Annotated in this window: 32 protein-coding genes; 16 read left to right on the plus strand and 16 right to left on the minus strand. The window is 64.2% G+C overall.

Annotated features, from left to right (window positions below):
- Positions 1 to 14: 14 nt before the first annotated feature.
- The 7 genes from mdcH to mdcA form a co-directional block, all read right to left on the minus strand.
- Positions 15 to 950: a malonate decarboxylase subunit epsilon gene (mdcH, locus tag BVH06_RS14645; RefSeq protein ID WP_075934534.1), complete on the minus strand. Its 936-nt coding sequence runs from the start codon at positions 948 to 950 to the stop codon at positions 15 to 17.
- Positions 947 to 1,579, minus strand: coding sequence for a malonate decarboxylase holo-ACP synthase (locus BVH06_RS14650; protein ID WP_075934535.1), 633 nt, complete (start codon positions 1,577 to 1,579; stop codon positions 947 to 949). The genes mdcH and BVH06_RS14650 overlap by 4 nt, the downstream gene beginning before the upstream one ends.
- Before the next feature lie 9 nt (positions 1,580 to 1,588).
- Positions 1,589 to 2,395 (minus strand): biotin-independent malonate decarboxylase subunit gamma, encoded by an 807-nt coding sequence (mdcE, locus tag BVH06_RS14655; protein ID WP_075934536.1) that lies wholly within the window; start codon positions 2,393 to 2,395, stop codon positions 1,589 to 1,591.
- Positions 2,396 to 2,397: 2 nt separating this feature from the next.
- Positions 2,398 to 3,249 carry a biotin-independent malonate decarboxylase subunit beta gene (locus BVH06_RS14660; RefSeq protein WP_075934537.1) on the minus strand — a complete coding sequence of 284 codons (852 nt, stop codon included), beginning with the start codon at positions 3,247 to 3,249 and terminating at the stop codon, positions 2,398 to 2,400.
- Positions 3,242 to 3,541: a malonate decarboxylase subunit delta gene (locus BVH06_RS14665; protein ID WP_075932701.1), complete on the minus strand. Its 300-nt coding sequence runs from the start codon at positions 3,539 to 3,541 to the stop codon at positions 3,242 to 3,244. Before BVH06_RS14665 ends, BVH06_RS14660 begins: the two co-directional genes overlap by 8 nt.
- Complete coding sequence (locus BVH06_RS14670; RefSeq protein WP_075934538.1) at positions 3,542 to 4,423, minus strand: triphosphoribosyl-dephospho-CoA synthase; 882 nt, start codon at positions 4,421 to 4,423, stop codon at positions 3,542 to 3,544.
- Between the two features lie 155 nt (positions 4,424 to 4,578).
- On the minus strand, positions 4,579 to 6,246 hold the full coding sequence (mdcA, locus tag BVH06_RS14675) for a malonate decarboxylase subunit alpha (protein ID WP_075934539.1): 1,668 nt from the start codon (positions 6,244 to 6,246) through the stop codon (positions 4,579 to 4,581).
- A gap of 172 nt (positions 6,247 to 6,418) precedes the next feature.
- On the opposite strand from mdcA, the gene BVH06_RS14680 reads away from it, so the two are divergent.
- Positions 6,419 to 7,951, plus strand: a complete 1,533-nt coding sequence (locus BVH06_RS14680; RefSeq protein WP_075932698.1) for a sigma-54-dependent transcriptional regulator — start codon at positions 6,419 to 6,421, stop codon at positions 7,949 to 7,951.
- A gap of 329 nt (positions 7,952 to 8,280) precedes the next feature.
- On the opposite strand, the gene BVH06_RS25740 is transcribed toward BVH06_RS14680, so the two are convergent.
- Together BVH06_RS25740 and BVH06_RS14690 are read right to left on the minus strand one after the other, a co-directional pair.
- A complete protein-coding gene (locus tag BVH06_RS25740; protein WP_075932697.1) occupies positions 8,281 to 8,661 on the minus strand; it encodes a hypothetical protein in 381 nt (126 codons plus the stop codon).
- 104 nt (positions 8,662 to 8,765) lie between these two features.
- The gene (locus BVH06_RS14690) at positions 8,766 to 9,233 is read right to left on the minus strand and encodes a flavodoxin (protein ID WP_075932696.1); all 468 of its coding nucleotides are present in this window, start codon (positions 9,231 to 9,233) and stop codon (positions 8,766 to 8,768) included.
- Positions 9,234 to 9,357: 124 nt separating this feature from the next.
- Between BVH06_RS14690 and BVH06_RS14695 the strand changes: the two genes are divergently transcribed.
- Together BVH06_RS14695 and BVH06_RS14700 are read left to right on the plus strand one after the other, a co-directional pair.
- Complete coding sequence (locus tag BVH06_RS14695; RefSeq protein WP_075934540.1) at positions 9,358 to 9,810, plus strand: PAS domain-containing protein; 453 nt, start codon at positions 9,358 to 9,360, stop codon at positions 9,808 to 9,810.
- Between the two features lie 62 nt (positions 9,811 to 9,872).
- Positions 9,873 to 10,475, plus strand: a complete 603-nt coding sequence (locus tag BVH06_RS14700; RefSeq protein WP_075932694.1) for a hypothetical protein — start codon at positions 9,873 to 9,875, stop codon at positions 10,473 to 10,475.
- Between the two features lie 6 nt (positions 10,476 to 10,481).
- Here BVH06_RS14700 and BVH06_RS14705 read toward each other — a convergent pair whose 3' ends face one another.
- A complete protein-coding gene (locus BVH06_RS14705; RefSeq protein WP_075932693.1) occupies positions 10,482 to 11,435 on the minus strand; it encodes a MerR family transcriptional regulator in 954 nt (317 codons plus the stop codon).
- Positions 11,436 to 11,821: 386 nt separating this feature from the next.
- Between BVH06_RS14705 and BVH06_RS14710 the strand changes: the two genes are divergently transcribed.
- The 6 genes from BVH06_RS14710 to BVH06_RS14735 all read left to right on the plus strand — a co-directional run bounded on the left by BVH06_RS14710 (position 11,822) and on the right by BVH06_RS14735 (position 14,927).
- Positions 11,822 to 12,394, plus strand: a complete 573-nt coding sequence (locus BVH06_RS14710; RefSeq protein WP_075934541.1) for an antibiotic biosynthesis monooxygenase — start codon at positions 11,822 to 11,824, stop codon at positions 12,392 to 12,394.
- A 149-nt stretch (positions 12,395 to 12,543) separates the two neighbouring features.
- Positions 12,544 to 13,254, plus strand: a complete 711-nt coding sequence (gene folM / locus BVH06_RS14715) for a dihydromonapterin reductase (protein ID WP_075932691.1) — start codon at positions 12,544 to 12,546, stop codon at positions 13,252 to 13,254.
- Positions 13,255 to 13,275: 21 nt separating this feature from the next.
- On the plus strand, positions 13,276 to 13,836 hold the full coding sequence (folE, locus tag BVH06_RS14720) for a GTP cyclohydrolase I FolE (protein WP_075932690.1): 561 nt from the start codon (positions 13,276 to 13,278) through the stop codon (positions 13,834 to 13,836).
- A 2-nt stretch (positions 13,837 to 13,838) separates the two neighbouring features.
- Positions 13,839 to 14,210: a dihydroneopterin triphosphate 2'-epimerase gene (gene folX, locus BVH06_RS14725; RefSeq protein WP_075932689.1), complete on the plus strand. Its 372-nt coding sequence runs from the start codon at positions 13,839 to 13,841 to the stop codon at positions 14,208 to 14,210.
- Between the two features lie 76 nt (positions 14,211 to 14,286).
- Positions 14,287 to 14,589 (plus strand): DUF1244 domain-containing protein, encoded by a 303-nt coding sequence (locus BVH06_RS14730; RefSeq protein WP_075932688.1) that lies wholly within the window; start codon positions 14,287 to 14,289, stop codon positions 14,587 to 14,589.
- Positions 14,586 to 14,927 carry a HopJ type III effector protein gene (locus tag BVH06_RS14735; RefSeq protein WP_075932687.1) on the plus strand — a complete coding sequence of 114 codons (342 nt, stop codon included), beginning with the start codon at positions 14,586 to 14,588 and terminating at the stop codon, positions 14,925 to 14,927. Before BVH06_RS14730 ends, BVH06_RS14735 begins: the two co-directional genes overlap by 4 nt.
- Before the next feature lie 193 nt (positions 14,928 to 15,120).
- Here the strand turns inward: BVH06_RS14735 and BVH06_RS14740 are convergent, their stop codons facing one another.
- Together BVH06_RS14740 and BVH06_RS14745 are read right to left on the minus strand one after the other, a co-directional pair.
- Positions 15,121 to 16,338 (minus strand): argininosuccinate synthase, encoded by a 1,218-nt coding sequence (locus tag BVH06_RS14740; RefSeq protein ID WP_075932686.1) that lies wholly within the window; start codon positions 16,336 to 16,338, stop codon positions 15,121 to 15,123.
- A gap of 99 nt (positions 16,339 to 16,437) precedes the next feature.
- Entirely contained in the window at positions 16,438 to 17,379 is a 942-nt protein-coding gene (locus tag BVH06_RS14745; protein WP_075934542.1) for an OmpA family protein, read from the minus strand.
- A 355-nt stretch (positions 17,380 to 17,734) separates the two neighbouring features.
- Between BVH06_RS14745 and pyrC the strand changes: the two genes are divergently transcribed.
- From pyrC to bfr, 5 genes are all read left to right on the plus strand, one after another.
- Positions 17,735 to 18,781 (plus strand): dihydroorotase, encoded by a 1,047-nt coding sequence (pyrC, locus tag BVH06_RS14750; protein ID WP_075934543.1) that lies wholly within the window; start codon positions 17,735 to 17,737, stop codon positions 18,779 to 18,781.
- Positions 18,778 to 19,452, plus strand: a complete 675-nt coding sequence (gene rnt / locus BVH06_RS14755) for a ribonuclease T (RefSeq protein ID WP_027909808.1) — start codon at positions 18,778 to 18,780, stop codon at positions 19,450 to 19,452. The genes pyrC and rnt overlap by 4 nt, the downstream gene beginning before the upstream one ends.
- A 5-nt stretch (positions 19,453 to 19,457) precedes the next feature.
- Positions 19,458 to 20,390, plus strand: a complete 933-nt coding sequence (argC, locus tag BVH06_RS14760; RefSeq protein WP_075932682.1) for an N-acetyl-gamma-glutamyl-phosphate reductase — start codon at positions 19,458 to 19,460, stop codon at positions 20,388 to 20,390.
- A 210-nt stretch (positions 20,391 to 20,600) separates the two neighbouring features.
- Positions 20,601 to 20,819, plus strand: coding sequence for a bacterioferritin-associated ferredoxin (locus tag BVH06_RS14765; RefSeq protein ID WP_075932681.1), 219 nt, complete (start codon positions 20,601 to 20,603; stop codon positions 20,817 to 20,819).
- Between the two features lie 197 nt (positions 20,820 to 21,016).
- A complete protein-coding gene (bfr, locus tag BVH06_RS14770) occupies positions 21,017 to 21,487 on the plus strand; it encodes a bacterioferritin (protein WP_075932680.1) in 471 nt (156 codons plus the stop codon).
- A gap of 235 nt (positions 21,488 to 21,722) precedes the next feature.
- Here bfr and fpr read toward each other — a convergent pair whose 3' ends face one another.
- The gene (gene fpr, locus BVH06_RS14775) at positions 21,723 to 22,502 is read right to left on the minus strand and encodes a ferredoxin-NADP reductase (protein WP_075932679.1); all 780 of its coding nucleotides are present in this window, start codon (positions 22,500 to 22,502) and stop codon (positions 21,723 to 21,725) included.
- A 122-nt stretch (positions 22,503 to 22,624) separates the two neighbouring features.
- Here fpr and BVH06_RS14780 point away from each other — a divergent pair, with 122 nt between their 5' ends.
- On the plus strand, positions 22,625 to 23,551 hold the full coding sequence (locus BVH06_RS14780; protein ID WP_075934544.1) for a LysR family transcriptional regulator: 927 nt from the start codon (positions 22,625 to 22,627) through the stop codon (positions 23,549 to 23,551).
- A 3-nt stretch (positions 23,552 to 23,554) separates the two neighbouring features.
- Here BVH06_RS14780 and BVH06_RS14785 read toward each other — a convergent pair whose 3' ends face one another.
- A complete protein-coding gene (locus BVH06_RS14785; protein ID WP_177345397.1) occupies positions 23,555 to 23,926 on the minus strand; it encodes a diacylglycerol kinase in 372 nt (123 codons plus the stop codon).
- 75 nt (positions 23,927 to 24,001) lie between these two features.
- A complete protein-coding gene (gene erdR / locus BVH06_RS14790; protein WP_075932676.1) occupies positions 24,002 to 24,652 on the minus strand; it encodes a response regulator transcription factor ErdR in 651 nt (216 codons plus the stop codon).
- A 158-nt stretch (positions 24,653 to 24,810) separates the two neighbouring features.
- Between erdR and BVH06_RS14795 the strand changes: the two genes are divergently transcribed.
- The gene (locus BVH06_RS14795; RefSeq protein WP_075934546.1) at positions 24,811 to 25,707 is read left to right on the plus strand and encodes a DMT family transporter; all 897 of its coding nucleotides are present in this window, start codon (positions 24,811 to 24,813) and stop codon (positions 25,705 to 25,707) included.
- Here the strand turns inward: BVH06_RS14795 and BVH06_RS14800 are convergent.
- Positions 25,691 to 26,401: a tRNA-uridine aminocarboxypropyltransferase gene (locus tag BVH06_RS14800; RefSeq protein ID WP_075934547.1), complete on the minus strand. Its 711-nt coding sequence runs from the start codon at positions 26,399 to 26,401 to the stop codon at positions 25,691 to 25,693. The two genes, BVH06_RS14795 and BVH06_RS14800, sit on opposite strands and share 17 nt — an antisense overlap.
- Between the last annotated feature and the right edge of the window lie 88 nt (positions 26,402 to 26,489).

The following is a 26,489-nucleotide window of genomic DNA, read 5'->3' on the forward strand; positions in this document are numbered from 1 at the left end:
GCAATCGGACGTCGTTATAGGCTCCGGTTCACCTCCTGACGCAGCAGCGCCTCCAGGGTATCCAGGCGCGCGCCCTGCAAGGCGACGACCATTGCCGGCTCGAACACACGCCGGGCCAGACCACTGAGTACGCCGCCGGGCGGCAGTTCGAGGTGCAGCCGCACGCCTCGTTCGAACGCCGTTTGTAGAACGCCGGCCCAGTCCACGATCCGGCACATGTTGTTGGCCAGGTCGTCACGCAGGGCCTCGGGCTCGCTCAGCAGCCGCGCAGTGCTGCCGCTCAGGTAGCGAACGGCAGGACGCCGCACTGCGACATCGGCGAACGCTTCGCCCAGCCTTGTCGCCGGTTCGGCGAGCAGTACGCAATGCGAGGGCACGCTGACCGCCAGAGGCTTCACCGCCCCTGCCCCGGCCGCCCGGGCGCGCCTGCCCACGGCCTGCATCGCCGTGTGGCTACCAGCGATCACCACCTGGTTTTCGGCATTGATGTTGGCCAGGAATACCGGCGACTGCGAGCCATTCACCTCGGCCAGCAAGCGCTCGATGGTATTCAGGTCGAGACCGAGAATCGCCGTCATGCCGTAGCCCTCGGGATACGCCTGCTGCATCAGTTGGCCACGCAGGGCCACCAACCGCAGCGCATCGGCGAAACTCAGTGCCTCGGCGACCACCGCTGCGGCATACGCGCCAATGGACAGGCCCGCCACGTAATCGGCCGACAGACCACGGGCCCTCAACAGACGCGCACCTGCCACCCCGGCAATCAGCAGGCACAGCTGGACGGCGCGGGTGCCTTGCAACGCCTCGGCAGAATCCAGCTCGACAAGGGACTGGCCGAGCACGGCCTCGGCTTCCGCGAGGCACGCGGCAACGATGGGGTCAGCCGGCAAGCTGTGCAGCATGCCGGGCTGCTGGGCGCCTTGACCCGGAAAGGCCCACAGCGCGCTCATGCCGCCACCTGCTGGCGTTGCCAAGGATCACTGACCAGCAGCGGACCGCTCTGGGTTTTCAGCAACACGCGCGACGCCTCGCCGGACCATTCACGCAGCGCCACGGCGCCATAGGGTGTTTCCAGTTGCAGGTCGATACGCCCCGGCGCGCCGTCCAGCAAGTGGCACAGGGTACGGGCCCACCCCCGAGACAGAGGGTGGGGCGCGCGCAGCGACAGGTCGAGGTCGCTGTCCGGGTGCGCGGCAGCGATGCCGCTGGCCAACTCGAAGCCCAGGCTGCCGGTGACGCCCCAGGCCAGGCCCTGGGCATCGAAACGCGGCGCCAGTTGGCTCAGCGCCCGCAGCGCCGGCCAATGGGGCTGGGCATGACGGCGCCAGCGCCCGGCCATGGCGACCGCCTGGGGGCTGACCAGACGACTGATATCGGTCAGGCGCATCCAGGCCGCATACCGTTGTTCACGCGCAGCGCCGCGTACGCCCACCGCGACCCAGCCAGGCTCGGCCGGCGCACGACGCACCACCACCGGCACATGCCCGCCCAGAGCAGCGCGAGCCCAGGCCGGCGCCTCCTGGGGCAGGTGCTCGGGGCGCAGGCCCCAGAGCAGGTCATGTGGACGGGGACAATGCATGATCGGCTCCTACCACTGCGCGCGCAGCAATTCGCGCACCTGCGAAGAGGCCATACGGTTGGCGGCGCCCAGGCGGTTGCGCAAGTCACGGGGGCTGGCGGCGATATCGGCCAGCGCGCGGCCCAGGGCGCCCTGCACGTGGGTCAGGTCGGCAGCCGTGGGCTGCGTCACCTGCTCGACGTCGAGCACCTCGGCGAGCAGGCCGAGCGAGGCGTAGTTATCCAGGTCGTAAGCCATTGGCGGCACGCTGGCGGCCAGCGCTTCCAGCTCATCGACGCTGCGCAGGGTGATGCGCGCGGCAGCGGCCTTGCCCATGGCGTGCACCATCACCCCGGCATCGCGCAGGGCGATAAGCCGATTGGCCTGGTAGCCGTGGGCGAGAAAGGCGCCGGACATGGCCTTGCCGACCAGCAAACCGACCAACCCATGGCCGGCCAGACGGGCACGGGCATAGGCATCCACTGCGCCGGCCAGGGCCTGATGAATGCCGTAGGCTTCTTCGCGGCGGCCATAGGCCTGGCTCGGCACGTCGACGATGGCGATCAGTGCGCGCTTGTGCGCCTTGTCGCGATCCGCCTCGATGGCCTCGTCGACCGCCTGGGCCAGGCCCCAGCCTTCGAGCAGGCCGACCTCGCCGTTGCGAGCCCGGGGAAAGGGGTTGCCGGCATCGGCGATCACCGCCAGATAGCGCACCGGCTGGCCGGCCAGCTCGCCGTCGGCTACCCGTAGGGAGGCGGGCAGCCCGGAAATCGGCTGCGCGTTGCCGGCCAAGGCGTTGAACCAGTGCAGGCCGCGTTGTTCCAGTGCAGTGGTCATGGTCATGCTCCCTGGTAGGCGCTGCGTACGGCAGCGGCATCGGCCTGGATGGAGGTGTCGACGGCGCGCAGGCGCTCGAGGAACCAGGCGTGGCGACGGCTGCGCTCCTGGGCCGGCCTGCCCTTGGCGAACAAGCCATGCAGCTCGCTGCGGATGGCCTCGACGTCATCGGCCACGTAGCCATCGACCAGGCCGCTGGCGTGGCGCTGCTCGCCACCGGTCAGGCTCCAGATGAACGGACGGTCGCGCGAGTCGTATTCGTCCAGTCCGGCTTCCTGTTCGATCACTTGCGGGCCATTGAGACCCAGGCGCGCCTCACGGGTGACCAGCAGGTAACTGCACAGTCCGGCGGCGATGGACATGCCGCCAAAGCAGCCGACCGGGCCGGCCACCAGGCCGATCACCGGCTGGTACTGGCGCAGGTCGACGATGGCGGCCTGGATCTCGGCGATGGCGGCCAGACCCAGGTTGGCTTCCTGCAGGCGCACGCCACCGGTTTCCAGCAGCAGCACGGCGCGGGTCGGCGTGCCGTTACGGTTGTCTTCGGCGGCCAGTTCCAGGGCGCCCGCGATCTTCGCGCCGCCCACTTCCCCGAGGCTGCCGCCCTGGAAGGCGCCTTCGATGGCGATCACCACCGCGGGTTGGCCGTCGAGCGAACCCTTGCCGACCACCACGCCGTCATCGGCTTGCGGCACGATGCCCTGCTTCGGCAGCCAGGGCGACATCAGCCGGGCGAAGGGATCGAGCAGCTCACGAAAACTGCCGGCATCGAGCAGCGCGCGCGCTCGCTCGCGGGCACCGAGTTCGGTAAAACTGCGCTGCGCCAGCAGGCGCTGAATGTTCTGATCAGCCATGGTTGAGTTCCTCCAGGCCCTGCTCCAGACGCAGGCGCACCACACCCGGAGTGGCACCGAAATCGTGGATGGCGATGTTCAGCGCCGGCAGTTGCTGCTCGCCGAACATGCGCTCGAACAGCAGTTGCCAACGCGGTGCGCTGCCGTTGACCGAGGTCACCACCTCGATCGCCAGGGTGCCGGCCTGGCCGGGCTCGAGCATCACTTCCAGATCGCCGGAACCGACGCAGCCCACCAGCGCACGGCCTTGAGCCGGTTGGCCGGCAGGAAATCGAAAAGACAGGGTTTCCATTCACAGACTCCCAAGCTGCGCCGGCAGGCCATGCTGCAGGCGGTCGAGGAACAGGGTGGCGGCGAGCAGATCGGCAGCGCCGCCAGGCGATGCGCGCAGGTGCAGCATGTCGCGCTCCAGATCACGCAGATAGCGGCGCCCGTCGAGGCTGGCGCAGCCGCCCGCGGCGAGCACCGCCCGGGCGCCGCTTTGCATGCGGGTCAAACCGGCCATACCGGCGCGGTAGAGCACACAGGTGTCGGCCAGTTGAGTCATGATCGCCAGCAGCGCATCGAGGCAGGCATTCTGCTCTCCTGCCCCGGCAGCGCGGCTGCGCGCCAGTTGCGGCAGCGCCTGGTGGATGACCGCCGGGAAGCCCAGTTGCGCCTCCTCGCGCGCACCGTGCACGCCATACAGACGGCAGACCTGAGCACCATGGCTGTCGCCCGTCACGGGTACGGCGCGGTCATCGAGCAGGGCCAGGCGGGCGGCGCGTAGCGCAACCTGGGCTGGTGCCAGGGCGCTGGTATCGAGTGCAGCCGCGGCGCTGAGCAGGCCGAGCGCCCAGATCGCACCACGGTGGGTGTTGACGCCGCCGGTTACGCGCAGCATCTCCTCTTCGCCTTCGCGGCCAATACGACCGACCGCCTCACGCAGAAATACGTCGATCTCGCCGCCTTGCTGCGCAGCCTCGGCCATGGCCTTGAAGCTCGGCCACAGGGCCAGCGCCGAGGCATGCATCAGGCCCAGGTGCAGGTCGCTATGGGCGCCGCTGCCACGCCGGTCGACCAGCCCCGGCTTGGGCGACAGGTCGGCCTCGTCGATCAGCGCATCGACGGCGAGGTCCGCCAGCCAATCGCCCAGGGACAGCTGGGCGTCTCCAAAAACTACCTGCGTTGTCATCGCTGCGTTAAGAGCAGGCTGGAGCGCCAGCCCGGTCAAATGCTCATTTACAGCTCGTAAACTGCGCTTTTTCGCCTGCTCTTGCCTTGCGCTGCCTGCCTCGCCTACGTTTTTGGAGGCACCCAAATGCGGCTGAATTGCAGTGAGTGCATTCATCACCAACTCCTGAATTTGGCGGGTGGGTTGTACAGGCCGCCCGACCATTCGACCAACTCGGCGATGTTCTTGGCCGCGAGCAGTTCGCGGCTGGCATCGGTGCGGCGAATGCCGAGGTCTTCGGGCAGGGCGATCAACCCTTCGCGGCGCATGCGCACGGTGTCTTTCGGGTCATGGCGCAGGCCGATGGCGGTGACGCCGGCGACCGCAGCGATCATCGCCTGGCGCTCTTCCAGCGAGCGCGCCTTGTACAGGTAGGCGATGCCTTCCTCGGTGAGCAGATGGGTGACGTCGTCGCCGTAGATCATGATCGGCGCCAGCGGCATGCCGGCCTTTTTCGCCACGTCCACGGCATCCAGGCGCTCGACGAAGGTCGGTTTGCCGCCCTCCTGGAAGGTTTCGACCATCTGCACCACCAGTTTCTTGCCGCGTTCGAGCAGGGTCACCGGGCCTTCGCCGCCTGGCGTGGCCATGTCCAGCCAGGCTGGCGTACTGTGGCGACGCCCGCGCGGGTCGTGGCCCATGTTCGGCGCCCCACCGAAACCGGCCAGGCGCCCGCGGGTGACGGTGGAGGAATGACCATCGCCGTCCACCTGCAGCGTGGCACCGATGAACAGGTCGACCGCGTACTGCCCAGCCAACTGGCACATCAGGCGGTTGGAGCGCATCGAGCCGTCGCGACCGGTGAAGAACACGTCCGGGCGCTGGGCGATGTAGCCCTCCATGCCCAGCTCGGTGCCGAAGCAGTGCACGCTTTCCACCCAGCCGCTTTCGATGGCCGGGATCAGCGTCGGGTGCGGGTTGAGCGTCCAGTTGCGGCAGATCTTGCCCTTCAGGCCCAGGGATTCGCCGTAGGTCGGCAGAATCAGCTCGATGGCGGCGGTATTGAAGCCGATGCCATGGTTGAGCGACTGCACCTTGTGTTTTTCGTAGATGCCACGGATCGCCATCATCGCCATCAGCACGTGCACCGGCTTGATATGGCGCGGGTCACGGGTGAACAGCGGCTCGATGTAGAACGGCTTGTCGGCCACCACCACGAAATCGACCCAGGACGCCGGGATGTCGACCCGCGGCAGCTCGTCGACGATCTCGTTGACCTGGAAGATCACGATGCCGTCGCTGAAGGCAGTGGGTTCGACCAGCGCCGGGGTGTCCTCGGTGCTCGGACCGGTGTAGATGTTGCCGTGGCGGTCGGCCTGGAAGCCGGCGACCAGGGCGACGTTGGGGATCAGATCCACCAACAGGCGCGAGTAGAGTTCGATGTAGGTGTGGATGGCGCCGACTTCCAACAGGCCGTCTTCAAGCAACTGGCCGATGCGCAGGCTCTGTGGTCCGGCGAAGGAGAAGTCGAGCTTGCGGGCGATACCGCGCTCGAACAGGTCGAGGTGCTCGGCGCGGCTGACGCTGGGCATGATCATGTGCAGATCGTGGAGGCAACCGGGATCGACCTGGGCCAGCGAGCGGGAGAGGAAATCCGCCTGCTTCTGGTTGTTACCTTCGAGCACCACACGATCGCCGGGAGCAATCAGGGCTTCGAGGGCCGCGACGATCTTGTCGCTCGGCAGCACCACACCATCGGCGAGATGACGCACCTGGCCGAGCCGCCGCGCTTTCTCGGCTCGGCGCCGCGACCATTGCGGCGGTGGGGATATTGTTGTTGTCATTGAAGACTCCACGAGTTCCGCTGTCGTGGAGGCACCTTAGAAGTCGCGGCGAAGGCCATCAATCAAGCCCGACGGAAGATCGTTACCCTCAGATTAACGATCCGTGATGGTTAACAGCCGCGGCGCAGACCGGGCATACTGCGCCACCGTTCTCCCCTCGCCTCGGCTCGTCATGCGCATTCACGTCACCTTCATCGATCGCGTTGGAATCACCCAGGAAGTGCTCGCTCTGTTGGGCGGTCGCAACCTCAATCTCGACGCCGTGGAGATGGTACCGCCCAACGTCTACATCGATGCGCCGACGCTCAGTGCCGAGGTGCTCGACGAATTGCGCGATGCACTGTTCAAGGTGCGCGGCGTGCAGGCGGTGACGGTGGTCGACATCCTGCCGGGGCAACGCCGGCGCCTGCAGCTCGACGCCTTGCTCGCCGCCATGAGCGATCCGGTGCTGGCGGTCGATGGCGGCGGCCGCGTGCTGCTGGCCAATCCGGCGCTGATCGCCCTGTGCGGCCGTGAGCCGGAGGGCGAAGCGCTGGGCGAGTTGTTCGCCGACGCCGATCTGCACCAAGCGCTGCTCGACCAGCATTTTCGCCTGCCGCTGCGTGAAGTGACGCTCAACGGCCAGGCGCTGCTGCTCGACGCCGCCCCGATCAGCGAAACCGCCGAAGCCGGCCAGTTGGCGGGTGCCCTGCTCACCCTTTACGAGCCCAGCCGCATCGGCGCGCGCCTGGCCGCGCTGCACCACGATCATGCCGAGGGATTTGATTCGCTGCTGGGCGACTCGCTGCCCATCCGCACCCTGAAGGCTCGCGCCCAGCGGGTGGCGACGCTCGATGCACCGCTGCTGATTCATGGCGAAACCGGCACCGGCAAGGAGCTGGTTGCGCGTGCCTGCCATGCCCTGAGCCCGCGCCATGGTGCACCGTTCCTGGCACTCAATTGCGCGGCTTTGCCGGAAAGCCTCGCCGAGAGCGAACTGTTCGGCTACGCCCCCGGCGCCTTTACCGGCGCCCAGCGCGGCGGCAAGCCCGGGCTACTGGAGTTGGCCAATCACGGCACGGTGTTTCTCGACGAGATCGGTGAGATGTCGCCGTACCTGCAGGCCAAGCTGCTGCGTTTTCTCAGCGACGGCACCTTTCGCCGGGTCGGTGGCGACCGCGAAGAGCGCGTGAACGTGCGCATCATCAGCGCCACGCATCGTGACCTGGAGCGCATGGTCGCCGAGGGCGAATTTCGCGAGGATCTGTTCTATCGCCTGAACGTGTTGAACCTGCAAGTGCCGCCTCTGCGCGAACGCGGTCAGGACATCGTGCTGCTGGCTCGCCATTTCATGCAGCAGGCCTGCGCGCAGATTCAGCGTACCCAGTGCCGCCTGACACCGGAGACCTATCCGGCCCTGCTCGGCAATCGCTGGCCGGGTAACGTGCGTCAGTTGCAGAACGTGATTTTCCGCGCAGCCGCCATCTGCGAAAGCAATCTGGTGCAGGTCGATGATCTGGACATCGCCGGCACGGCAGTGGCCCAGCAACAGTTGGGAGGGGAAGTGATCAGCCTGGAGGCGGCTGTATCGGCATTCGAGAAGGAGTTGCTGGAGCGGCTCTACGTCAGCCATCCCTCGACGCGCCAACTGGCGGCACGCTTGCATACCTCACACAGCGCGATCGCCACACGCCTGCGCAAATACGGAATAAAGGCCACTCGCTAGGGTCTGTTCCCGTTTCACGCACGGCCGCGCCGGAGCCAGTTTTTGCGCGAGGCAAGGCACGAGATGCGAGGTTTGGCAGGCCAAATGAGCCATCGAGTAACGCCGCATCGCGCAAAAACTGGCCCGGCCCTCAGGGTTGCGCGGGAAATGACCTCCGCTGTCGTTGCAGGACTTGGCAAGGGAACCACCATTCCCTGCGTCCTTCGCCTAACCGGAGGCCATTTCTCGCGGCAACGCGGCTCGCGCTGAAACGGAAACAGACCCTAGGGCCTGGCCGTGGGCGGGTGTTTCCGACCCCTCGGGGTAGAAACACCCACACCGATCAGCGCTTACTGGCTGGCGCCGCCGCCAGTGCCACCGGCACCGCCGCTACCACCGGTGCCGCCGCCGGTGCCAGTACCTGTCCCAGTACCCGAGCCGCCAGTGCCGCCACCATTGGTGCCGGTGCCGCCCGGCATCGGATCAGAGCCCGCGCCAGTGCCATTGCCGGTACCGGTGCCCGTGCCTGGCGTGGTGGTGGTACCGTCGGTGCCAGGCGCCGGGGTGCCAGGAGTCATCATGCCGTTATCGGTCGGCGGGGCACCCGGTGTGGTCGACGGCTGCGGCGTGGTGGTGCCCGGTGCCGGAGCACTGGAATCCGCAACGGCAGGCAGAACGGCACCGGCCAGCAGGCCGCTAAGTACGAGGGCAGGAATCTTCATCTTGTTCATTGTCGTCACCTTTCATCCAGTTGGTGTGCAAGCTCATCCGCTTTCGTCGATGAAAACGAACGCTCCCTACACCCGACTGGCCGGGGTTCAACAACGTTCGAGCATCAGGATGGACGGTCGCTTTTCTGCAACATCTCGACAAATTCGCCGATCCACGGCTCCGCATCCTGCTCGGGCGTGACACTTTCACTGGCATCGATACGCAGCATCGGCAGCACTTCACGGATGCCCAGTTCGCCATACAGTTCGCGGGCCTGTTCGCCGCCCGCGCAGTAGGTATCGCCGTAGCTGGAGTCGCCCAGGGCGATCACGCCACCGGGCAGGTCGCTCCAGGCCGGCAACTGGTCGCGGATATCGTGATACAGCGGCTGCAGGTTGTCCGGCAGCTCGCCCATGCCGGTGGTCGAGGTCACTATCAGAAAGGCCTCGGGCGCGAACGCCTTGACGTCACCCAGGGTGGCACGCGGGTTGTGCCAGGCGTCGATACCGGCAGCCTTGAGCAACGACTCGGCGTGTCGGGCCACTTCTTCAGCGGTGCCGTAAACCGAACCGGAAAGAATCGCGACTTTCATGAGAACTCCATCGATTGAGACTGCGCGCATTATGCGGCATCAGGCTAACGCCTGCTGCACCCAGCGAAGCGGGCAAGCCGCGCACCTCTGGTAGACTGGCGAAAATCGACAGGGGACGCATGTGATGATCAATGCCAACTTGCTGCAACAGGTGGTCGAGGCCTCGAACGATGGCATCGTGGTCGCGGAACAGGAAGGCGAGGATCACATCCTCATCTATGCCAACCCGGCATTCGAAACACTTACCGGCTACGGCAGCGAGGAAATCCTTTATCAGGACTGTCGATTTCTGCAGGGCGAGGAGCGTGATCAGCCAGCCGCGGCGCTGATCCGCAAGGCCATTCACAGCCGCCAGCCTTGTCGCGAGGTGCTTCGTAATTACCGCAAGGACGGCAGTACCTTCTGGAACGAGCTGTCGATCACGCCAGTGTTCAACGAAGCCGATCAGCTCACCTATTTCATCGGCATCCAGAAGAACGTCAGCGAACATGTTGCCGCCCAGGAGCGGGTACGGGCTCTGGAAAGCGAGCTTCAAGCCCTGCGCGCCGAACTGGCCGAACTGAAAAAATCGCGGTAGCGGTAACGAAACATCCGACGAGTTGTCATAAGGGAGTCTCACCACCTTGCGCAGAAGTCGTAATGCAAGACTCGTCGCTGTTAACCCCCCTCGAAATGGAATTCATTCAGCAGCTTACGGAAAACGCTCCTGCCCCCGCCGAACCGGACCCGGTTCTGCAGGTCGATGCCGCGCGCCAGACCGCCGAGCTGTTGGCTCTTTGCGCCGCCAAGGAGCAATTGACTATCGAGGCGCACATCGACAATCAGCGCCTGACGTTCACCCCGCATCTGGTGACCGACGCCCAGAACGCCCCGCACCTTGAACTCGGCACTCCGCAGATCTTCGAAGAAGGCTCCTTTCACCGCGCCTGGCGCTTGCCGCTGGAGCCGGCGCAGCCTTTGCTGCGCCGCGACGGTCAGCCAAGCAGCCTGGAGGTTCAGGAACTCTCGCTGACGGGTCTGTTGGTGGCGCAGACGGCCAAGGCCTCACCGCCGCAGCGGTTCAGCCTCGGCCTGGATATTGACGATGTCGAGCCGGTGATTCTGCAGGGCAGCCTGGTGCGCATCACCGATGACGGCCTGCTCGCCTACGAGTTGACCCTGGACGAGGACAGCAGCGAGCGCCTGCAGGCCCACCTCTACCAGCAGCACCGCAAGCTGTACCCCCACGCCCACAATTTATAGGGCCGATCAGGTATCCAGGCGCCCGGCCAGAAACTGCCGCAAGCGGCGGCGCATCAGCCGCCCATCGCTTCCCAGACAAGCAATCGCCGAGCCTTTGAAGCTCTCTTCCAACAGGTCGGCGCCCTCGCCCACCAGTGCCACGGGGCACTCCAGGCTCAACGACAGGCGCTCGAGCAATTGCCGGGTATCGGCGGATGGCGCCTGGTTGGAAAACACCACCACGGCCACCGGCTGCACCTTGCCGCATACCTGGGGTAATTCCTCCAGCGCCTGGCCGATGCCCAGCACCTGCACCGCGGCATCGACGGGGTTGAGCTGCAGCCCGGTCACCAGCAGCTCCAGCTCGCGACAGCGGCCTGGCAGCGCCACCAGCAAGAGGCGCCGCCCCGGCTGATCGCGCAGGTTGTGCAAACGCTGCAACACCCGGGCACGCAGATAGGTATCGAAGAACAGCCATTCGCTGCCATAGCCGGGCCGCCCATAGCGCAGCAGCAGGCGCTGCCAGAGCGGCATGATGATGTCCTGAAAGGTCACCGACAGCGGATAGCTGGAAAACACCTGGCCATAGACACGATCCAGCTCTGTCTCATCGAACGCCTGTACGGCGGCGAGCAGGCGGGTCTGCCATTGCGCCCACTCGCCCGAGGTGGCCGATTCGTAGCTGGGCGCGGCGCTGGCCTGGGCAGCTTCATTGCGGGTCAGGATGCGCCCCACCTTGCTGACCGGCACACCGCGCTCGATCCACGCCAGCACGCTGCGTACGGTTTCCACGTCGGCAGGCGAATAGAGCCGATGCCCACTGTCGGTGCGAACCGGCTGGATGAGGCCGTAACGCCGTTCCCAGGCGCGCAGCGTCACCGGGTTCACGCCTGTCAACCGCGCCACCTCGCGGATCGGGAACAGGTCCTCCTCCTTGAAAGCATTGACGTTGAAAGGTGCAGAACCAACCAGATCGGACATAGAAAAAACCGTTGCAGAGGTCAGAATTTCACAAGTCTACTCCAGCTCGGGCCGCCATTGACGTTACTTGTACAAGCCCTGTACAGGTGATAAGAACCCGGCTTGCGTGCTCCATAACGAATCCAGACTGCACAAGCCGGTGCAAAGTTGAGGTGAATATCCGCAAGCCAAACGGCGCGAGCGGCATCCGCCGACGAACGGCAGAATATCGGCTGTCCTTGTAGATGGCGGCACCTGGCCACTTTTGTCGATTCGGCATAGAAGTGGGCTAGCTAATTTGCCGGAAATAGGAATAATCCTTGCTGCAATCACGACGCGGCTCACCACCCCGAACCGCGCCTATCGCCTGGCCTTACCCTGGCCATGTGCTCAGCAGGAGATACACGATGTCTACCGAACCGGTCACCCTGATGGTGGCGCGCCGCGTCGCTGGCGAGCGCTATCACGATTTCATCGCCTGGCTGCGCGAAGGCGAGCAACTGGCTACCGACTTTCCCGGTTATCTGGGTTCCGGCGTTCTCGCCCCGCCACCGGGCGACGACGAGTTCCAGATGATCTTCCGCTTCACCGACGAGCACACCATGGCCACCTGGGAGCACTCCGCTTCGCGTCGAGCCTGGCTGGAGCGTGGCAAGGGCCTGTTCGCCCAACCCCATGAGCACCGTGCCCTGGGCCTGGATGCCTGGTTCGGCACGGGCCTGCGCCAACCGCCGCGCTGGAAACAGACCATCGCCATCTGGCTGGCCTTCTTCCCGGTGTCGCTATGCTTCAACCTGCTGTTCGGCAACCTGCTAGCCGACGTGCCATTAGTCACCCGCGTGCTGCTCAGCACCCTGGCCCTGACGCCGTTGATGACCTACCTGTTCATCCCGCTGGTAACCCGTTTGCTCGCCCCCTGGCTGCAAGGCACCCGCAGCGCGGCATTGCCACGCAGGGCGAGCCCGACCACCAGCAGCTAAACCAGAGGCGCCACTGCCGGCGGTAGTGGCGCCTGGCTTTCCCACAGAGTGCGAAGGGTTGTACAGGTTGTACGGCTGCTATAACGTTGTACAACCAGGCTGCCGACACCTGTCGGCTGTGCCTTTCGTCCACTCTTGGCCAACCTCCCATGAGCGTCAGCAACGCCCCGATCCTGATCACCGGCGCCAGTCAGCGAGTCGGCCTGCATTGTGCCGAGCGCCTGCTCGACGACGGCCATCCGGTGATCGTGACCTTTCGCAGTGAAAAGCCTGCCCTGCAGCGCTTGCGCGAGCGCGGCGCGCTGACCCTGCAGGCCGACTTCCGCGACGAAGCCAGCATCCTGGCCTTCATCGAAAATCTGAAAAGCCAGACGGACAGCCTGCGCGCGATCGTCCACAACGCCTCGGCCTGGTTCGCCGAAGCGCCGGGCGAGGAAGCCGCCGCCTTCGCTCAGCTGTTCACCGTACACATGCTGGCGCCCTACCTGATCAACCTGCACTGCGCCGAACTGCTGCAGCGCAGCGAGCAGGCGGATATCGTCCATATTAGCGATGACGTGGTGCGCAAGGGCTCCGCCAACCGGCCGGCGTACTGCGCCAGCAAGGCTGGTCTGGACAGCCTGACCCTGTCGTTCGCCGCGCGCTTCGCGCCAGCCATCAAGGTCAACGGCATCGCCCCCGCGCTGCTGATGTTCAACGAAGACGACGACGCCCAATACCGCGCCAAGGCCCTGAGCAAATCCGCCCTGGGCTTCGAACCCGGCCCCCAGGTGATCTACCGGAGCCTGCGCTACCTGCTGGATACCCCATACATCACCGGCACCACCCTGACCGTGAACGGCGGCCGCCACCTCAAGTGAGGCGCCGCGAGGACCCTGACGATGAACCCATTACTGCCCAACCACTACCGCGAAATCCTCCTCGGCCTCGGCGAAGACCCCGAGCGCGAAGGACTGCTCGACACCCCCAAGCGCGCTGCCAAAGCCATGCAGTACCTGTGCAACGGCTATGAAAAAAGCCTGGCGGAAGTCGTCAACGGCGCGCTGTTCAGCTCCGACAGCGACGAGATGGTGATCGTCAAGGACGTCGAACTCTACTCGTTGTGCGAGCACCACCTACTGCCCTTCATCGGCAAGGCGCACGTGGCCTACATTCCCACCGGCAAGGTGCTCGGTCTGTCGAAGATCGCGCGCATCGTCGACATGTACGCGCGCCGCCTGCAGATCCAGGAAAACCTCACCCGGCAGATCGCCAATGCCATCGAGGAAGTCACCCAGGCCGCCGGCGTGGCCGTGGTGATCGAGGCGCAGCACATGTGCATGATGATGCGCGGTGTGGAGAAGCAGAATTCGGTGATGAGCACCTCGGTGATGCTCGGCGCCTTCCGTGAGTCCTACAATACCCGTCATGAATTCCTGCAACTGATCGGACGGAGCAAGTAAGCATGCCCAGACTCGAACCCGGCATGGCGCGCATCCGCGTAAAGGACCTGCGCCTGCGCACCTTCATCGGCATCAAGGAAGAGGAGATCAACAACAAGCAGGACGTGTTGATCAACCTGACCATCCTCTACCCCGCCATCGATGCGGTGCGTGACAACGACATCGAGCACGCCCTCAACTACCGCACCATCACCAAGGCCATCATCGCTCACGTGGAAGGCAACCGCTTCGCCCTGCTGGAGCGGCTGACCCAAGAGATTCTCGACCTGGTGATGACCCACGAGGCCGTACGCTACGCTGAAGTGGAAGTCGACAAGCCCCACGCACTGCGCTTCGCCGAGTCGGTATCGATCACCCTCGCCGGGCACCGCTGAGCCATCGGCCGCCCGGTTGCCGAGCGGCCTGCCGGCTTCTATCATCGCCGCCATCCCTCCCGGAGAGAGCATCGCCATGAACGACCAACAACGCCTCGAACTGGAAGCTGCCGCCTATCGCCGCCTGGTTCAGCACCTGCGTGAACGCCCGGACGTGCAGAACATCGACCTGATGAACCTGGCCGGCTTCTGCCGCAACTGCCTGTCCAAATGGTACAAGGCCGCAGCCGACGATCTGGATATCGCCATCACCCCGGACCAGGCCCGCGAAGAGGTCTACGGCATGCCCTACGCCGAGTGGAAAGCCAAGTACCAGACCGAAGCCAGCCCGGAGCAACAGGCTGCCTTCAACGCCAAGAACCCGAAAGGAACCGCATGAGCCATCTGAACGACTTCCGCGCACGTCTGAGCGCCGAGCATTTCGCCTTCGCCGAAACCCTGGCCTTCATCGCCGAGCACTACGACTACCAGCCCAGCGCCTTTCGCAACGGCGCAGTGAGCAACGCAGCCGGCCAGAACGAAGGCTCGTGCAAGACGCTGGGCCTGGCCCTGCTCGAAGGCCTGACCGATCAGGAAGCCCTGCTGTGCTTTGGCGAACACTACCGCAGCGTGCTGGCCACGCCCGAAGGCAGTGACCATGGCAACATCCGCGCTCTGATGAAGAGCGGCCTGGCCGGCGTCGAGTTCGACCAACAGCCGTTGGCCCGCAAAGCCTGACGCTCCCCTCACCGGCCAGACGCACGTTTGGCCGGTGCTCCCACCGCCCCACATTCATTACGCCCACAGCTCATCGCCCCTGCGGCTGCACGCCGAGAGCGCAGGAAGAATCGGTTGTGGACAGGTGGAAACAGAAATCGCCCAGCGCCGCCCCGGCGAATGCGGGGCAGCGCTGTTGGCGGGGACGCAGCGCTTACAGCAGCTTGCGATCCTTGCCAGCGGCGATGCGCAGGCGCAGTGCGTTGAGCTTGATGAAGCCCGCCGCATCGGCCTGGTTGTACGCGCCGCCGTCTTCTTCGAAGGTGGCGATATTGGCATCGAACAGCGAATCGTCGGACTTGCGGCCGACGACGACGACGTTGCCCTTGTACAGCTTCAGGCGCACCACACCATTCACGTTGGCCTGGGAAGCGTCGATCATCTGTTGCAGCATCAGACGCTCCGGGCTCCACCAGAAACCGTTGTAGATCAGGCTGGCGTATTTCGGCATCAGCTCGTCTTTGAGGTGAGCGACTTCGCGGTCCAGGGTGATCGACTCGATGGCACGGTGGGCCTTGAGCATGATGGTGCCGCCGGGGGTTTCGTAGCAGCCGCGGGACTTCATGCCAACGAAACGGTTCTCGACGATGTCCAGACGGCCGATGCCGTTCTCGCCGCCGATGCGGTTCAGCTCGGCCAGCACGGTGGCCGGGCTCAGTTCCTTACCGTCGATGGCGACGATGTCGCCGTTGCGGTAGGTCAGCTCGATGTAGGTCGGGGTGTCCGGCGCCGCTTCCGGCGACTTGGTCCAACGCCACATGTCTTCTTCGTGCTCGGTCCAGGTGTCTTCCAGCACGCCACCTTCATAGGAGATGTGCAGCAGGTTGGCATCCATGGAGTACGGCGACTTCTTCTTGCCGTGACGCTCGATCGGGATGGCGTGCTTCTCGGCATAGTCCATCAGCTTCTCGCGCGACAGCAGATCCCACTCGCGCCACGGGGCGATGACTTTCACGCCTGGCTTGAGCGCGTAGGCGCCGAGTTCGAAACGCACCTGGTCGTTGCCCTTGCCGGTGGCGCCGTGGGAGATGGCGTCGGCGCCGGTCTCGTTGGCGATTTCGATCAGGCGCTTGGCGATCAGCGGGCGAGCGATGGAGGTACCGAGCAGGTACTCGCCTTCGTAGATGGTGTTGGCGCGGAACATCGGGAACACGAAATCACGCACGAATTCTTCGCGCAGGTCGTCGATGTAGATTTCCTTGACGCCCATGGCCTGGGCCTTGGCGCGGGCCGGCTCGACCTCTTCGCCCTGGCCGAGATCGGCGGTGAAGGTCACCACTTCACAGTTATAGGTATCTTGCAGCCACTTGAGGATCACCGAGGTGTCCAGGCCACCGGAATAGGCCAGAACTACCTTTTTGACGTCCGCCATGCCATCCACTCCACGGGGTTGTTCGAAAGCCCGTGATTCTACTTGCCATGGGCCACGATTTACAGGGGTGCGACAGGCGATGGCGTCGAGGCGACAGGCTCAGGAGGTGGCAGCAGGCGTTGCCGGTACCGGTGGCGCCGCCGGAGTGGCCTGCTCGGTGGGCTGCACCGGCGCATCCGGCACCTTGTCCAGCCGCACGGACACGCGACGATTCTTGTCCCGATTGGCGACGCTGTTGTTGGGCACCAGCGGATAACGCTCACCGTGGAAACGCATGATGATGCGCTCCTCGGGCACGCCCTGGGCCTTGAGATACTCCATCACTGCCAGAGCGCGGCGGCGGGACAGATCGCGGTTGGTCAGGCGGTTGCCACTGTTGTCGGAATGCCCGTCCAGCTCGATGCGATTGACCGTGGGGTCGGCCTTCATGAAGTCGAGGATGATTTCCAGCCGGGCCTTGGCCATGGCATCGAGTTCGGTGCCGCCGCCGGGAAAGCCGATGTTTGACTGGCGCACCTGGTCGAAGTTGACCGGCAGAAGCTTGGCGGTGCAATCGAGGTAGTCATCGTAGGCCTTGCGAAACCGCACGGGCAGCAGCCGCACTTCCAGGCTTTCACCGCCCATCGAGGTGCGGTGACGCACCAGCGGGCTACGCCCTTCCAGCAAACCGGTAAGCAGGCGCCCGGCCTGCTCCTGGCTGCTGTTGAACGGCACCTCGCCACTGCGCACGCTCACCGCGCCCAGGTTGATGTCGCCGCGCCCCGGTTGCCAGGGTGCCGCGGCGGCCAGCAAGGTGGCCGAGCCGCTGCCCAGCCAGCGCTCCCGAGCCTGCAGGCGGAAGGTGGCCTGCTCGCCGGCGCGCCGCACGAACTCCCCGGCACCGAAATCGGTGATCGGCTGGCTGAGGCGGCATTCGAACTTGTCACCGGCCACCTGCCACTCGACCTTTTCCAGCCGGGTCTGGAAGCTGATCGCCATGGCAGGCAGGCTCGCGCCAGCACTGACGATCAATCCGATGAGAAGGAAAAGAGGCTGACGCACAGCGAGCTCCGGGAAAAACGACCACTTACCCAGTGGGTATCGGTGGCCACCGGGAAAACTTGAGTGCGCAGCCTAGGGTCTGTTGCCGTTTCACGCACGGCCCCTCGGGTGGGGCCGCCTGGGTTGTGCGAGAAATCTCGCCACGCGTCGCTGGAGGACTTGCCAAGGGAAAACACGGACGGCCAGTCCATTCCTGCGCCCTTCGCCTAGCGGATCGCCGCCCGGCCTGGCGAGATTTCTCGCGGCAACGCGGCTCGCGTTGAAACGGCAACGGGCCCTACCTATCTGCGGCGTGCCCCCGTCGCCCTTTTCCGGTAGCATTCCGGGCATGTTTTCGCCCCGCCTGGAAGCCTCAATGACCGACCGCATCACCCTGCTGCGTCCTGACGACTGGCACATTCACCTGCGCGACGGCGCCGTACTGCCGCACACCGTGGGTGATGTGGCCCGCACCTTCGCTCGCGCGATCATCATGCCCAATCTGGTTCCGCCGGTGCGCAACGCCGTCGAGGCGGGCGAGTATCGCCAGCGCATTCTCGCCGCACGGCCAGCCGGCAGCCCGTTCGAGCCGCTGATGGTGCTCTACCTCACCGACCGCACCACGGGCGACGATATCCGTGCCGCCAAGGCCAGCGGCTGCGTATATGCGGCGAAGATGTACCCGGCGGGCGCGACGACCAACTCCGACTCCGGCGTCACCAGCCTGGACAACATCAGCGGCGCCCTGGAAGCCCTGGCGGAAACCGGCTTGCCGCTGCTGGTACACGGCGAGGTGACGCGCTCGGAAATCGACGTTTTCGACCGCGAGAAAGCGTTCATCGACGAACACCTGTGTCGCGTCGTCGAGCGCTTCCCGACGCTCAAGGTGGTGTTCGAGCACATCACCACCGCCGATGCTGCGCAGTTCGTCAAAGAGGCGCCAGCCAACGTCGGGGCGACCATCACCCCCCAGCACCTGCTGTACAACCGCAACCACATGCTGGTGGGCGGCATTCGCCCGCACTTCTACTGCCTGCCGATCCTCAAGCGCAACACCCACCAGCAGGCGCTGCTCGACGCCGCCACCAGCGGCAGCCCGAAATTCTTCCTGGGTACCGACTCGGCACCCCATGCCAAACACGCCAAGGAAAACGCCTGCGGTTGTGCCGGTTGCTACACGGCCTACGCCGCCATCGAGCTGTACGCCGAAGCGTTCGAGGAGCGCGGCGCGCTGGACAAGCTGGAAGGTTTCGCCAGCCACTTCGGCCCGGATTTCTACGGCCTGCCGCGCAACACCGACACCATCACCCTGGTGCGCGAAGCCTGGACCGCCCCGGCCAGCCTGCCGTTCGGCGAGCAGACCGTCATCCCCCTGCGCGCCGGCGAAACACTGCGCTGGCGCCTGCTGGAGGCCGGCCAATGAGTGAAGAACTGTACGAAGACGATCAGGACCTGCCGACCAGCAGCGGGCCGCGCCACCCGATGGCCGCGCGCTTTCGTGGCTACCTGCCGGTGGTCGTGGACGTCGAGACCGGGGGCTTCAACAGTGCTACCGACGCCCTGCTGGAAATCGCCGCCACTACCATCGGCATGGACGAAGGCGGTTTCCTGTATCCGGATCACACCCACTTCTTCCGGGTCGAACCCTTCGAGGGCGCCAACATCGAACAGGCAGCCCTGGATTTCACCGGCATCAAGCTCGACCACCCGCTGCGCATGGCGGTCAGCGAAGAGCATGCCCTGACCGAGATCTTCCGTGGCCTGCGCAAGTCCCTGAAGGCCAATGGCTGCAAACGCGCGATCCTGGTCGGCCACAACAGCAGCTTCGACCTCGGCTTCCTGAATGCCGCGGTCGCCCGCTGCGACCTCAAGCGCAATCCTTTCCACCCCTTCTCCAGCTTCGATACCGCCAGCCTCGCCGGCCTCGCTTACGGGCAAACCGTGCTGGCCAAGGCCTGCCAGGCCGCCGGCATCGAGTTCGACGGTCGCGAAGCCCATTCCGCCCGCTATGACACCGAGAAGACTGCCGAGCTGTTCTGCGGCATCGTCAACCGCTGGAAGGAAATGGGCGGCTGGGAAGACTTCGACGAGTGAATGCCATGAAAAAATACCAGATCTTCATCGATGGGCAGGCCGGCACCACGGGCCTGCAGATTCGCCAACGCTTGGCCAATCACCCGCAGATCGACGTGGTCACCATCGACCACGACAAGCGCCGCGACGTCGACGCCAAGCTCGCACTGATGCGCTCGGTCGACGTCACCGTGCTGTGCCTGCCTGACGACGCCGCAAAAGAAACCGCGGCCCAGGCCCGCGAAGTCGGCTGCCGCGTACTGGACGCCAGCTCCGCCCACCGCACCGCCAGCGACTGGGTATTCGGTATGGCCGAACTGGCCAAGGGTCAGCGTGAAGCGATCGCCAACGCTCGCGCCGTCAGCAACCCGGGTTGCTACGCCACCGGTGCCATTCTGCTGCTGCGCCCGCTGATCGAGGCCGGCCTGCTCGGCGCCGATCGCGAGCTGTGCATCAACGCGGTATCCGGCTACACCGGCGGCGGCACCAAGATGGTCGAGCGTTACGAGGGCGAAGGCGCACCGGTCTACGCCGCCTACGGCCTGGGCTTCGATCACAAGCACATCCCGGAAATCCAGCACTGGAGCGGCCTGAACGCACGCCCGATCTTCCAGCCGGCGGTCGGCAGCTATGACCAAGGCATGCTGGTGATGATCCCGCTGCAAGGCAGCAACGGCGCAGAGCTGCACCAGGCGTTGGCAGCCTACTACCAGGGCGAGCAGTTCGTGCAGGTGCAGCCGTACAACGAGATTGCCGCGGACACCGCACCGTTCATCACGCCTCACGGCCTGAGCGGCAGCAACCGCGCCGAGCTGCAGGTATTCGGTGCGGGCAGCGGTCAGCAGGCGCTGTTGGTGGCCAAGCTCGACAACCTGGGCAAAGGTGCCTCGGGCGCTGCCGTGCAGAACCTGAACATCATGCTCGGCCTCGAAGAAGGGCTGTGCACGCAGATCGCCTGATCGCAGCCCCGCCTTCAATAAGAACCGGCTTCAGGCCGGTTTTTTATTGGCTGCAGCTCGCCCCGCCGGCCGAGTAGAACTAGTTGCGTGGGGTCACGCACGACCGCCTATCCAAAGGCGCCAATCAAGAGCGGTTTTATCTTTGACACGCATTCTCATTAACATTAGTATCTTTCGCCATCAGTCTCAGCCAAGCGACGGGCCAAGCCTATGTACGTCTGCCTCTGCGAAGGTGTCACCGACGGTCAGATCCGCGAAGCAATCTACGAAGGTTGCTGCAGCTACCGTGAAGTCCGTGAAACGCTGGGCGTTGCCAGTCAGTGTGGCAAATGTGCGTGTCTGGCCAAGCAGGTGGTGCGCGAAACCCTGAGTGAAGTGCAACAAAGCCAGGTAGTAATGGCCTACCCAGGAAATTTTGTTGCGGCTTGAACGCACGTTTTTTGAAGAACCGGATCTCGCATCCGGTTTTTTTATGCCTGAAATTCAATGAGTTAGCGCCAAGACGCACAACTTAACCACTCTCATTTATATTTATTTTCACTTATATTTCAATAACTTACGTTTGACAGCCGTATTTGGCAAGCCCAGAATTCGCCATCGGTTACTCAATTTCGGTGGGCACGCGCATGAAAGGCGACAAGAAAGTCATCCAGCACTTGAACAAGATCCTCGGCAACGAGCTGGTCGCGATCAACCAGTACTTCCTGCATGCCCGTATGTACGAAGACTGGGGCCTGACCAAACTCGGCAAGCACGAGTACCACGAATCCATCGACGAGATGAAGCACGCCGACAAGCTCATCAAGCGCATCCTGTTCCTGGAAGGCCTGCCGAACCTGCAGGACCTGGGCAAGATCCTGATTGGCGAGAACACTCAGGAAATGCTCGAGTGCGACCTGAAGATCGAGCACAAGGCGCACATCGACCTGAAAGAGGCCATCGCCTACTGCGAAAGCGTCGGCGACTACGCCAGCCGTGAACTGCTCGAAGACATCCTCGAATCCGAGGAAGAACATATCGACTGGCTGGAAACCCAACTTAGCCTGATCCAGGCTGTTGGTCTGCAGAATTACTTGCAATCGCAGATGGACGAATAATCGTCGACTGCAACGAAAGACGGGAGCCAAGGCTCCCGTTTTTATGCCTGCGCTCTGGGCATAAAAAACCGGAGAGCCTTAAGGGCACTCCGGTTTTTCTACTAGTGACTCAGGGAGCTTGCGAGCTAGAGCCATGCAAGGCGAAAACTGGCGAAAAAGCGGAGTGTACTTTTGTACATGAGCATTTTGAGTCAGTTTTCAACGCAGCAGGGCCGACGCGCAGCTGCTCAACAGATCACTTCTCGACGAAGGCGCGCTCGATCAGGTAATCACCCGGCTCACGCATGCGCGGCGAAATCTTCAGGCCGAAGCTGTCGAGCACTTCGCTGGTTTCGTCGAGCATGCTCGGGCTGCCGCAGATCATCGCGCGATCGTCCTGGGGGTTGATCGGCGGCAGGCCGATGTCCGCGAACAGCTTGCCGCTGCGCATCAGGTCGGTCAGACGACCCTGGTTCTCGAACGGCTCGCGGGTCACGGTGGGATAATAGATCAGCTTTTCCTTCAGCGCATCGCCGAAGAACTCGTTCTGCGGCAGGTGCTCGGTGATGAATTCGCGGTAGGCCACTTCATTGACGTAGCGCACACCGTGAACCAGGATCACCTTCTCGAAACGCTCGTAGGTTTCCGGATCCTGAATCACGCTCATGAAAGGCGCCAGGCCGGTACCGGTGCTGAGCAGGTACAGGTGCTTGCCCGGATTGAGGTCGTCGAGCACCAGCGTGCCGGTAGGCTTCTTGCTGATGATGACTTCGTCACCTTCCTTGAGGTGCTGCAACTGGGAGGTTAGCGGGCCATCAGGCACCTTGATACTGAAGAACTCCAGGTGCTCTTCCCAGTTCGGGCTGGCGATGGAGTAGGCGCGCATGAGCGGACGGCCACTTTCCTGTTGCAGGCCGATCATCACGAACTGGCCATTCTCGAAGCGCAGACCCGGGTCGCGGGTGCACTTGAAGCTGAACAGCGTGTCATTCCAGTGGTGAACACTCAGAACGCGTTCGTGGTTCATGTTGCTCATGTACGGGGGCTCCTGAAAACGTCGGGCGCGCTGATTCTTGAGCGCAATTGCGCGGCATTCTAATCGCGGCCAGAATATCTGTTAAATGAATTATCAAGATATGGGTTATCGGTTATATAGATATGCGATTTACGCTACGTCAACTCCAGGTATTCGTCGCCGTCGCCCAGCAGGAAAGCGTCTCCAAGGCCGGCTCCCAACTGGCCCTGTCGCAATCGGCGGCCAGCACCTCGATCAGCGAGCTGGAACGGCAATCCAGCTGCCAGCTGTTCGACCGCGCCGGTAAACGCCTGAGCCTCAACGCCCTGGGCCGCCAACTGCTGCCCCAGGCGGTCGCCCTCCTCGACCAGGCCAAGGAGATCGAAGACCTGCTCAACGGCAAATCAGGCTTCGGCTCGCTGGCCGTCGGCGCCACGCTGACCATCGGCAACTACCTGGCCACCTTGCTGATCGGCGGTTTCATGAAAGTGCATCCGGAGAGCCAAGTGAAACTCCACGTGCAGAACACCGCACATATCGTGCAGCAGGTGGCTCACTATGAAATTGACCTGGGTCTAATCGAGGGTGACTGCAATCACCCGGACATCGAGGTACAGAGCTGGGTCGAGGATGAGCTGGTGGTGTTCTGCGCGCCGCAGCATCCGCTGGCCAAACGCGGGCATGCCGGCATCCGCGAATTGAGCGGCGAGGACTGGATACTGCGCGAACAGGGCTCCGGAACGCGCCTGACCTTCGATCAGGCCATGCGCCACCACTCCGACGCGCTCAACGTACGCCTCGAGCTGGAACATACCGAGGCGATCAAGCGTGCGGTGGAATCGGGCCTGGGCATCAGCTGCATTTCACGACTGGCGCTGCGCGATGCCTTTCGCCGTGGCAGCCTGGTTCCCGTGGAAACGCCGGATCTGGATCTGCGCCGGCAGTTCTATTTCATCTGGCACCGACAGAAATACCAGACCGCCGCCATGCGTGAATTTCTCGACATGTGCCGGGCGCTGACCGCCGGCATCCGCCGTAGCGACGAGATCGTGCTGCCAGCGGTGCGCTAGCCGCTAGCCGAGCAGGATCAGCGCCCATACGCTGGCGATCAGCGTCAGGGACACCAACTGCGCAGCGCTGCCCATGTCCTTGGCGGTCTTGGACAGTGGATGCAGGTCCAGGGAAATGCGGTCGATGGCCGCTTCGACCGCCGAATTGAGCAGTTCGACGATCAGCGCCAGCAGGCACACGGCAACCATCAGCGCGCGCTCGACGCGGCTGACATCGAGCAGCAGCGCAACGGGAATCAGCACCACGTTGAGCAGCACCAACTGGCGAAATGCCGCTTCGCCCGTGAAGGCCGCGCGCAGGCCATCGAGCGAATAGCCCGCGGCATTGAGAATACGCTTTAAACCGGTTTGTCCTTTGAACGGCGACATGGGCAATGAGCTATGGCAGAGAAAGGCGCGCAGGGTACGCGAGCGCACCGTGAAAATCTCGTGAAATGCGCCACAAACGCATTAGGCGGCCGGCACCGATTCCAATTGCTGCAACAACAGCGCTGCCTGGGTTCGGGTGCGCACCCCGAGCTTGCGGAAAATGGCCGTCACATGGGCCTTCACCGTCGCTTCGGAAACGCTCAGCTCGTAGGCGATCTGCTTGTTCAGCAGACCTTCGCAGACCATGGTCAGCACCCGGAACTGCTGCGGCGTGAGGCTGGCAAGGCCGGCACTGGCGGCCTTGGCCTCGCTGGACAGGCTGATCGCCTCCTCACTTTGCGGCGGCCACCAGACTTCGCCTTCCAGCACCTGGCGCACGGCCTGCTGGATCACTTCGAGGGAGCTGGATTTGGGAATGAAACCGCTGGCGCCGAACTCACGGGAACGCACCACCACCGCCGCGTCTTCCTGGGCGGAGATCATCACCACCGGAATCTGCGGGTACTGGCCGCGTAACAACACCAGCCCGGAGAACCCGTAGGCACCGGGCATGTTGAGGTCGAGAAGGACCAGATCCCAATCGGTCTTCTCGGCCAGCCGGGCTTCCAGCTCGGCGATGCTGGCGACTTCCACCAAGCGCACGCCGGAGCCGAGGCCCATCGTCAGGGCTTGCTGCAGCGCGCTGCGAAACAGCGGATGATCATCAGCTATCAGGATTTCGTAAGCGACCATGGCAGATCCTGTTCTTTTTATAGGCATACCGTGCTGCAGACCCCATCTGCCTGACAGCGTGACGTACGGCGCCCACCAGCATGCCGAGCGCAGGCGGGGTGGTCAAGCGCAGCGCTTTGCGGCAAAGTCTGCGCCCTTTTTGCAGGGAGCTCACCACCATGCCCAACCACGCGCTGCGCGCCGACCTGCTGATGCTGGTCACCGCGATGATCTGGGGCTCGTCTTTCGTCGCCCAGCGGCTGGGAATGGATGCCATCGGGCCGTTCCTGTACAGCGGCCTGCGATTCGCCCTGGCGGTGGTGGTGCTGCTGCCGGTGATCATGCTGCTGCGTCACCGCAGCGCTCAACCGGCCTCGCCCATCAGCCGCCCGGTGCTGCTTGGCGGCAGCCTGATGGGTGCAGTGCTGGCGCTGGGCATCAACCTGCAGCAGGTTGGCCTGCTGTTCACCAGCGTCACCAACTCGGGCTTCATCACCGGCCTCTATGTCATCGTGGTGCCCCTGCTCGGCCTGCTGCTGGGCCACAAGACCGGGCTGGGCATCTGGCTGGGCGCTTCGCTGGCAGTGCTCGGCATGTTCCTGCTCAGCGTCGGTGAAGGCTTCCAAGTCGCTTCAGGCGACCTGCTGCAACTAGCCGGCGCCTTAGTGTGGGGCATTCACGTGCTGCTGGTGGGAGTTTTCGCCGCCCGCCACGATGCGCTGGTCCTGGCCCTGGTGCAGTTCATCACCTGCGCGGTGATCAGCCTTGCCCTGGCCCTGATCTTCGAACGGCTGCCCGGCGCCGAGATCACCCAGGCGCTGCCCGCGATTCTCTACAGCGGCATCTTTGGCGTGGCGTTGGGCTTTACCTTGCAGGTCGTCGCCCAGAAGCATGCGATTGCCTCCCATGCGGCGATCATTCTGTCCCTGGAGGCTGTGTTCGCAGCCATCGCCGGGGCATTGCTGCTGGGCGAGTCGCTTTCCTCGCGCGGCTACGTCGGCTGCACGCTGATGTTCGCCGGCATGCTGCTCGCCCAGCTGTGGCCAAAGCCGGCAAGCATCAAAGAAAGGGCTTGAGGCGCGCGTGCAGGTCGTCGTCGAGGTTCACGGCGCGGGGCGCCTTGGAGGCCAGGTAATGCTCGCTGAATACGTCCAGATAGGCGTTCAGGGCATCGGCAGCGCGCTCGTCATCGGCCAACTCCAGGCACATGGCCGCGACCTCGGCAGTGCACAGGTGATCGTCGCGCTTGGAGCGCCGTAACCGATAGCGCGACAGCGTCTCCGGCTGCAGGCTGAGAACCGGCAGGCCGTCCAGATAAGGGCTCTTGCGAAACATCTTGCGCGCCTGCGTCCAGGTGGCATCGAGCAGCACGAACAGCGGTCGCTTGCCGGCCGCCGGCTGCACGGAGGTCACTACCCGCTCGGGCTCGGCGTATTCGCCAGGAAATACCAGATAGGGCTGCCACTGCTCGTCATCGAGCAAGGTCGGCAACGCCGGGTCGACCTCGGTTCGCGACCAGCCGAAGGCCGAGGTATCGGCCACCACGTCGGCGATCAGCCAGCCTGTATTGCTCGGTTTCAGCGCCTCGACATCGTGCATCACCAGGCACACACCCGCACGCGCAGGAACCTGCGGCTTCCACGCGCACAGGCAGTGGCTGCTGGCCAGCCGACACCGTGAGCAACGCGCCGCACGAGAGCCCCGGGCCAGGAACGGTTTGACGCTACGGGCCAGGCGCGCGGCGCGTAAAGCGTGGACAGCGTGGCTCATGGGCGAACGCCCGGCTTGCTGGAGATCACGTGATGAAAAGCAGGGGAATACATGACTGGCAGAATCGCTGGCAGGAGGGACGACTAGT

This window comes from Pseudomonas sp. PA27(2017) (genome assembly GCF_001945445.1).
Lineage (GTDB): Bacteria > Pseudomonadota > Gammaproteobacteria > Pseudomonadales > Pseudomonadaceae > Aquipseudomonas.

Coding starts and splice junctions, on each gene's coding strand:
- BVH06_RS14705 (WP_075932693.1), bottom strand. CDS start 11,435: ATGTCCGATCTGGTTGGTTCTGCACCTTTCAACGTCAATGCTTTCAAG.
- mdcE (WP_075934536.1), bottom strand. CDS start 2,395: ATGACCACTGCACTGGAACAACGCGGCCTGCACTGGTTCAACGCCTTG.
- BVH06_RS14730 (WP_075932688.1), top strand. CDS start 14,287: ATGAACGACCAACAACGCCTCGAACTGGAAGCTGCCGCCTATCGCCGC.
- mdcA (WP_075934539.1), bottom strand. CDS start 6,246: ATGACAACAACAATATCCCCACCGCCGCAATGGTCGCGGCGCCGAGCC.
- BVH06_RS14690 (WP_075932696.1), bottom strand. CDS start 9,233: ATGAAAGTCGCGATTCTTTCCGGTTCGGTTTACGGCACCGCTGAAGAA.
- folM (WP_075932691.1), top strand. CDS start 12,544: ATGAGCGTCAGCAACGCCCCGATCCTGATCACCGGCGCCAGTCAGCGA.
- folE (WP_075932690.1), top strand. CDS start 13,276: ATGAACCCATTACTGCCCAACCACTACCGCGAAATCCTCCTCGGCCTC.
- bfr (WP_075932680.1), top strand. CDS start 21,017: ATGAAAGGCGACAAGAAAGTCATCCAGCACTTGAACAAGATCCTCGGC.
- folX (WP_075932689.1), top strand. CDS start 13,839: ATGCCCAGACTCGAACCCGGCATGGCGCGCATCCGCGTAAAGGACCTG.
- pyrC (WP_075934543.1), top strand. CDS start 17,735: ATGACCGACCGCATCACCCTGCTGCGTCCTGACGACTGGCACATTCAC.
- BVH06_RS14795 (WP_075934546.1), top strand. CDS start 24,811: ATGCCCAACCACGCGCTGCGCGCCGACCTGCTGATGCTGGTCACCGCG.
- BVH06_RS14650 (WP_075934535.1), bottom strand. CDS start 1,579: ATGCATTGTCCCCGTCCACATGACCTGCTCTGGGGCCTGCGCCCCGAG.
- BVH06_RS14735 (WP_075932687.1), top strand. CDS start 14,586: ATGAGCCATCTGAACGACTTCCGCGCACGTCTGAGCGCCGAGCATTTC.
- argC (WP_075932682.1), top strand. CDS start 19,458: ATGAAAAAATACCAGATCTTCATCGATGGGCAGGCCGGCACCACGGGC.
- BVH06_RS14740 (WP_075932686.1), bottom strand. CDS start 16,338: ATGGCGGACGTCAAAAAGGTAGTTCTGGCCTATTCCGGTGGCCTGGAC.
- fpr (WP_075932679.1), bottom strand. CDS start 22,502: ATGAGCAACATGAACCACGAACGCGTTCTGAGTGTTCACCACTGGAAT.
- BVH06_RS14695 (WP_075934540.1), top strand. CDS start 9,358: ATGATCAATGCCAACTTGCTGCAACAGGTGGTCGAGGCCTCGAACGAT.
- BVH06_RS14680 (WP_075932698.1), top strand. CDS start 6,419: ATGCGCATTCACGTCACCTTCATCGATCGCGTTGGAATCACCCAGGAA.
- BVH06_RS14800 (WP_075934547.1), bottom strand. CDS start 26,401: ATGAGCCACGCTGTCCACGCTTTACGCGCCGCGCGCCTGGCCCGTAGC.
- BVH06_RS14710 (WP_075934541.1), top strand. CDS start 11,822: ATGTCTACCGAACCGGTCACCCTGATGGTGGCGCGCCGCGTCGCTGGC.
- BVH06_RS14670 (WP_075934538.1), bottom strand. CDS start 4,423: ATGACAACGCAGGTAGTTTTTGGAGACGCCCAGCTGTCCCTGGGCGAT.
- BVH06_RS14665 (WP_075932701.1), bottom strand. CDS start 3,541: ATGGAAACCCTGTCTTTTCGATTTCCTGCCGGCCAACCGGCTCAAGGC.
- BVH06_RS25740 (WP_075932697.1), bottom strand. CDS start 8,661: ATGAACAAGATGAAGATTCCTGCCCTCGTACTTAGCGGCCTGCTGGCC.
- rnt (WP_027909808.1), top strand. CDS start 18,778: ATGAGTGAAGAACTGTACGAAGACGATCAGGACCTGCCGACCAGCAGC.
- BVH06_RS14700 (WP_075932694.1), top strand. CDS start 9,873: ATGCAAGACTCGTCGCTGTTAACCCCCCTCGAAATGGAATTCATTCAG.
- BVH06_RS14765 (WP_075932681.1), top strand. CDS start 20,601: ATGTACGTCTGCCTCTGCGAAGGTGTCACCGACGGTCAGATCCGCGAA.
- mdcH (WP_075934534.1), bottom strand. CDS start 950: ATGAGCGCGCTGTGGGCCTTTCCGGGTCAAGGCGCCCAGCAGCCCGGC.
- erdR (WP_075932676.1), bottom strand. CDS start 24,652: ATGGTCGCTTACGAAATCCTGATAGCTGATGATCATCCGCTGTTTCGC.
- BVH06_RS14780 (WP_075934544.1), top strand. CDS start 22,625: ATGCGATTTACGCTACGTCAACTCCAGGTATTCGTCGCCGTCGCCCAG.
- BVH06_RS14660 (WP_075934537.1), bottom strand. CDS start 3,249: ATGGCTGATCAGAACATTCAGCGCCTGCTGGCGCAGCGCAGTTTTACC.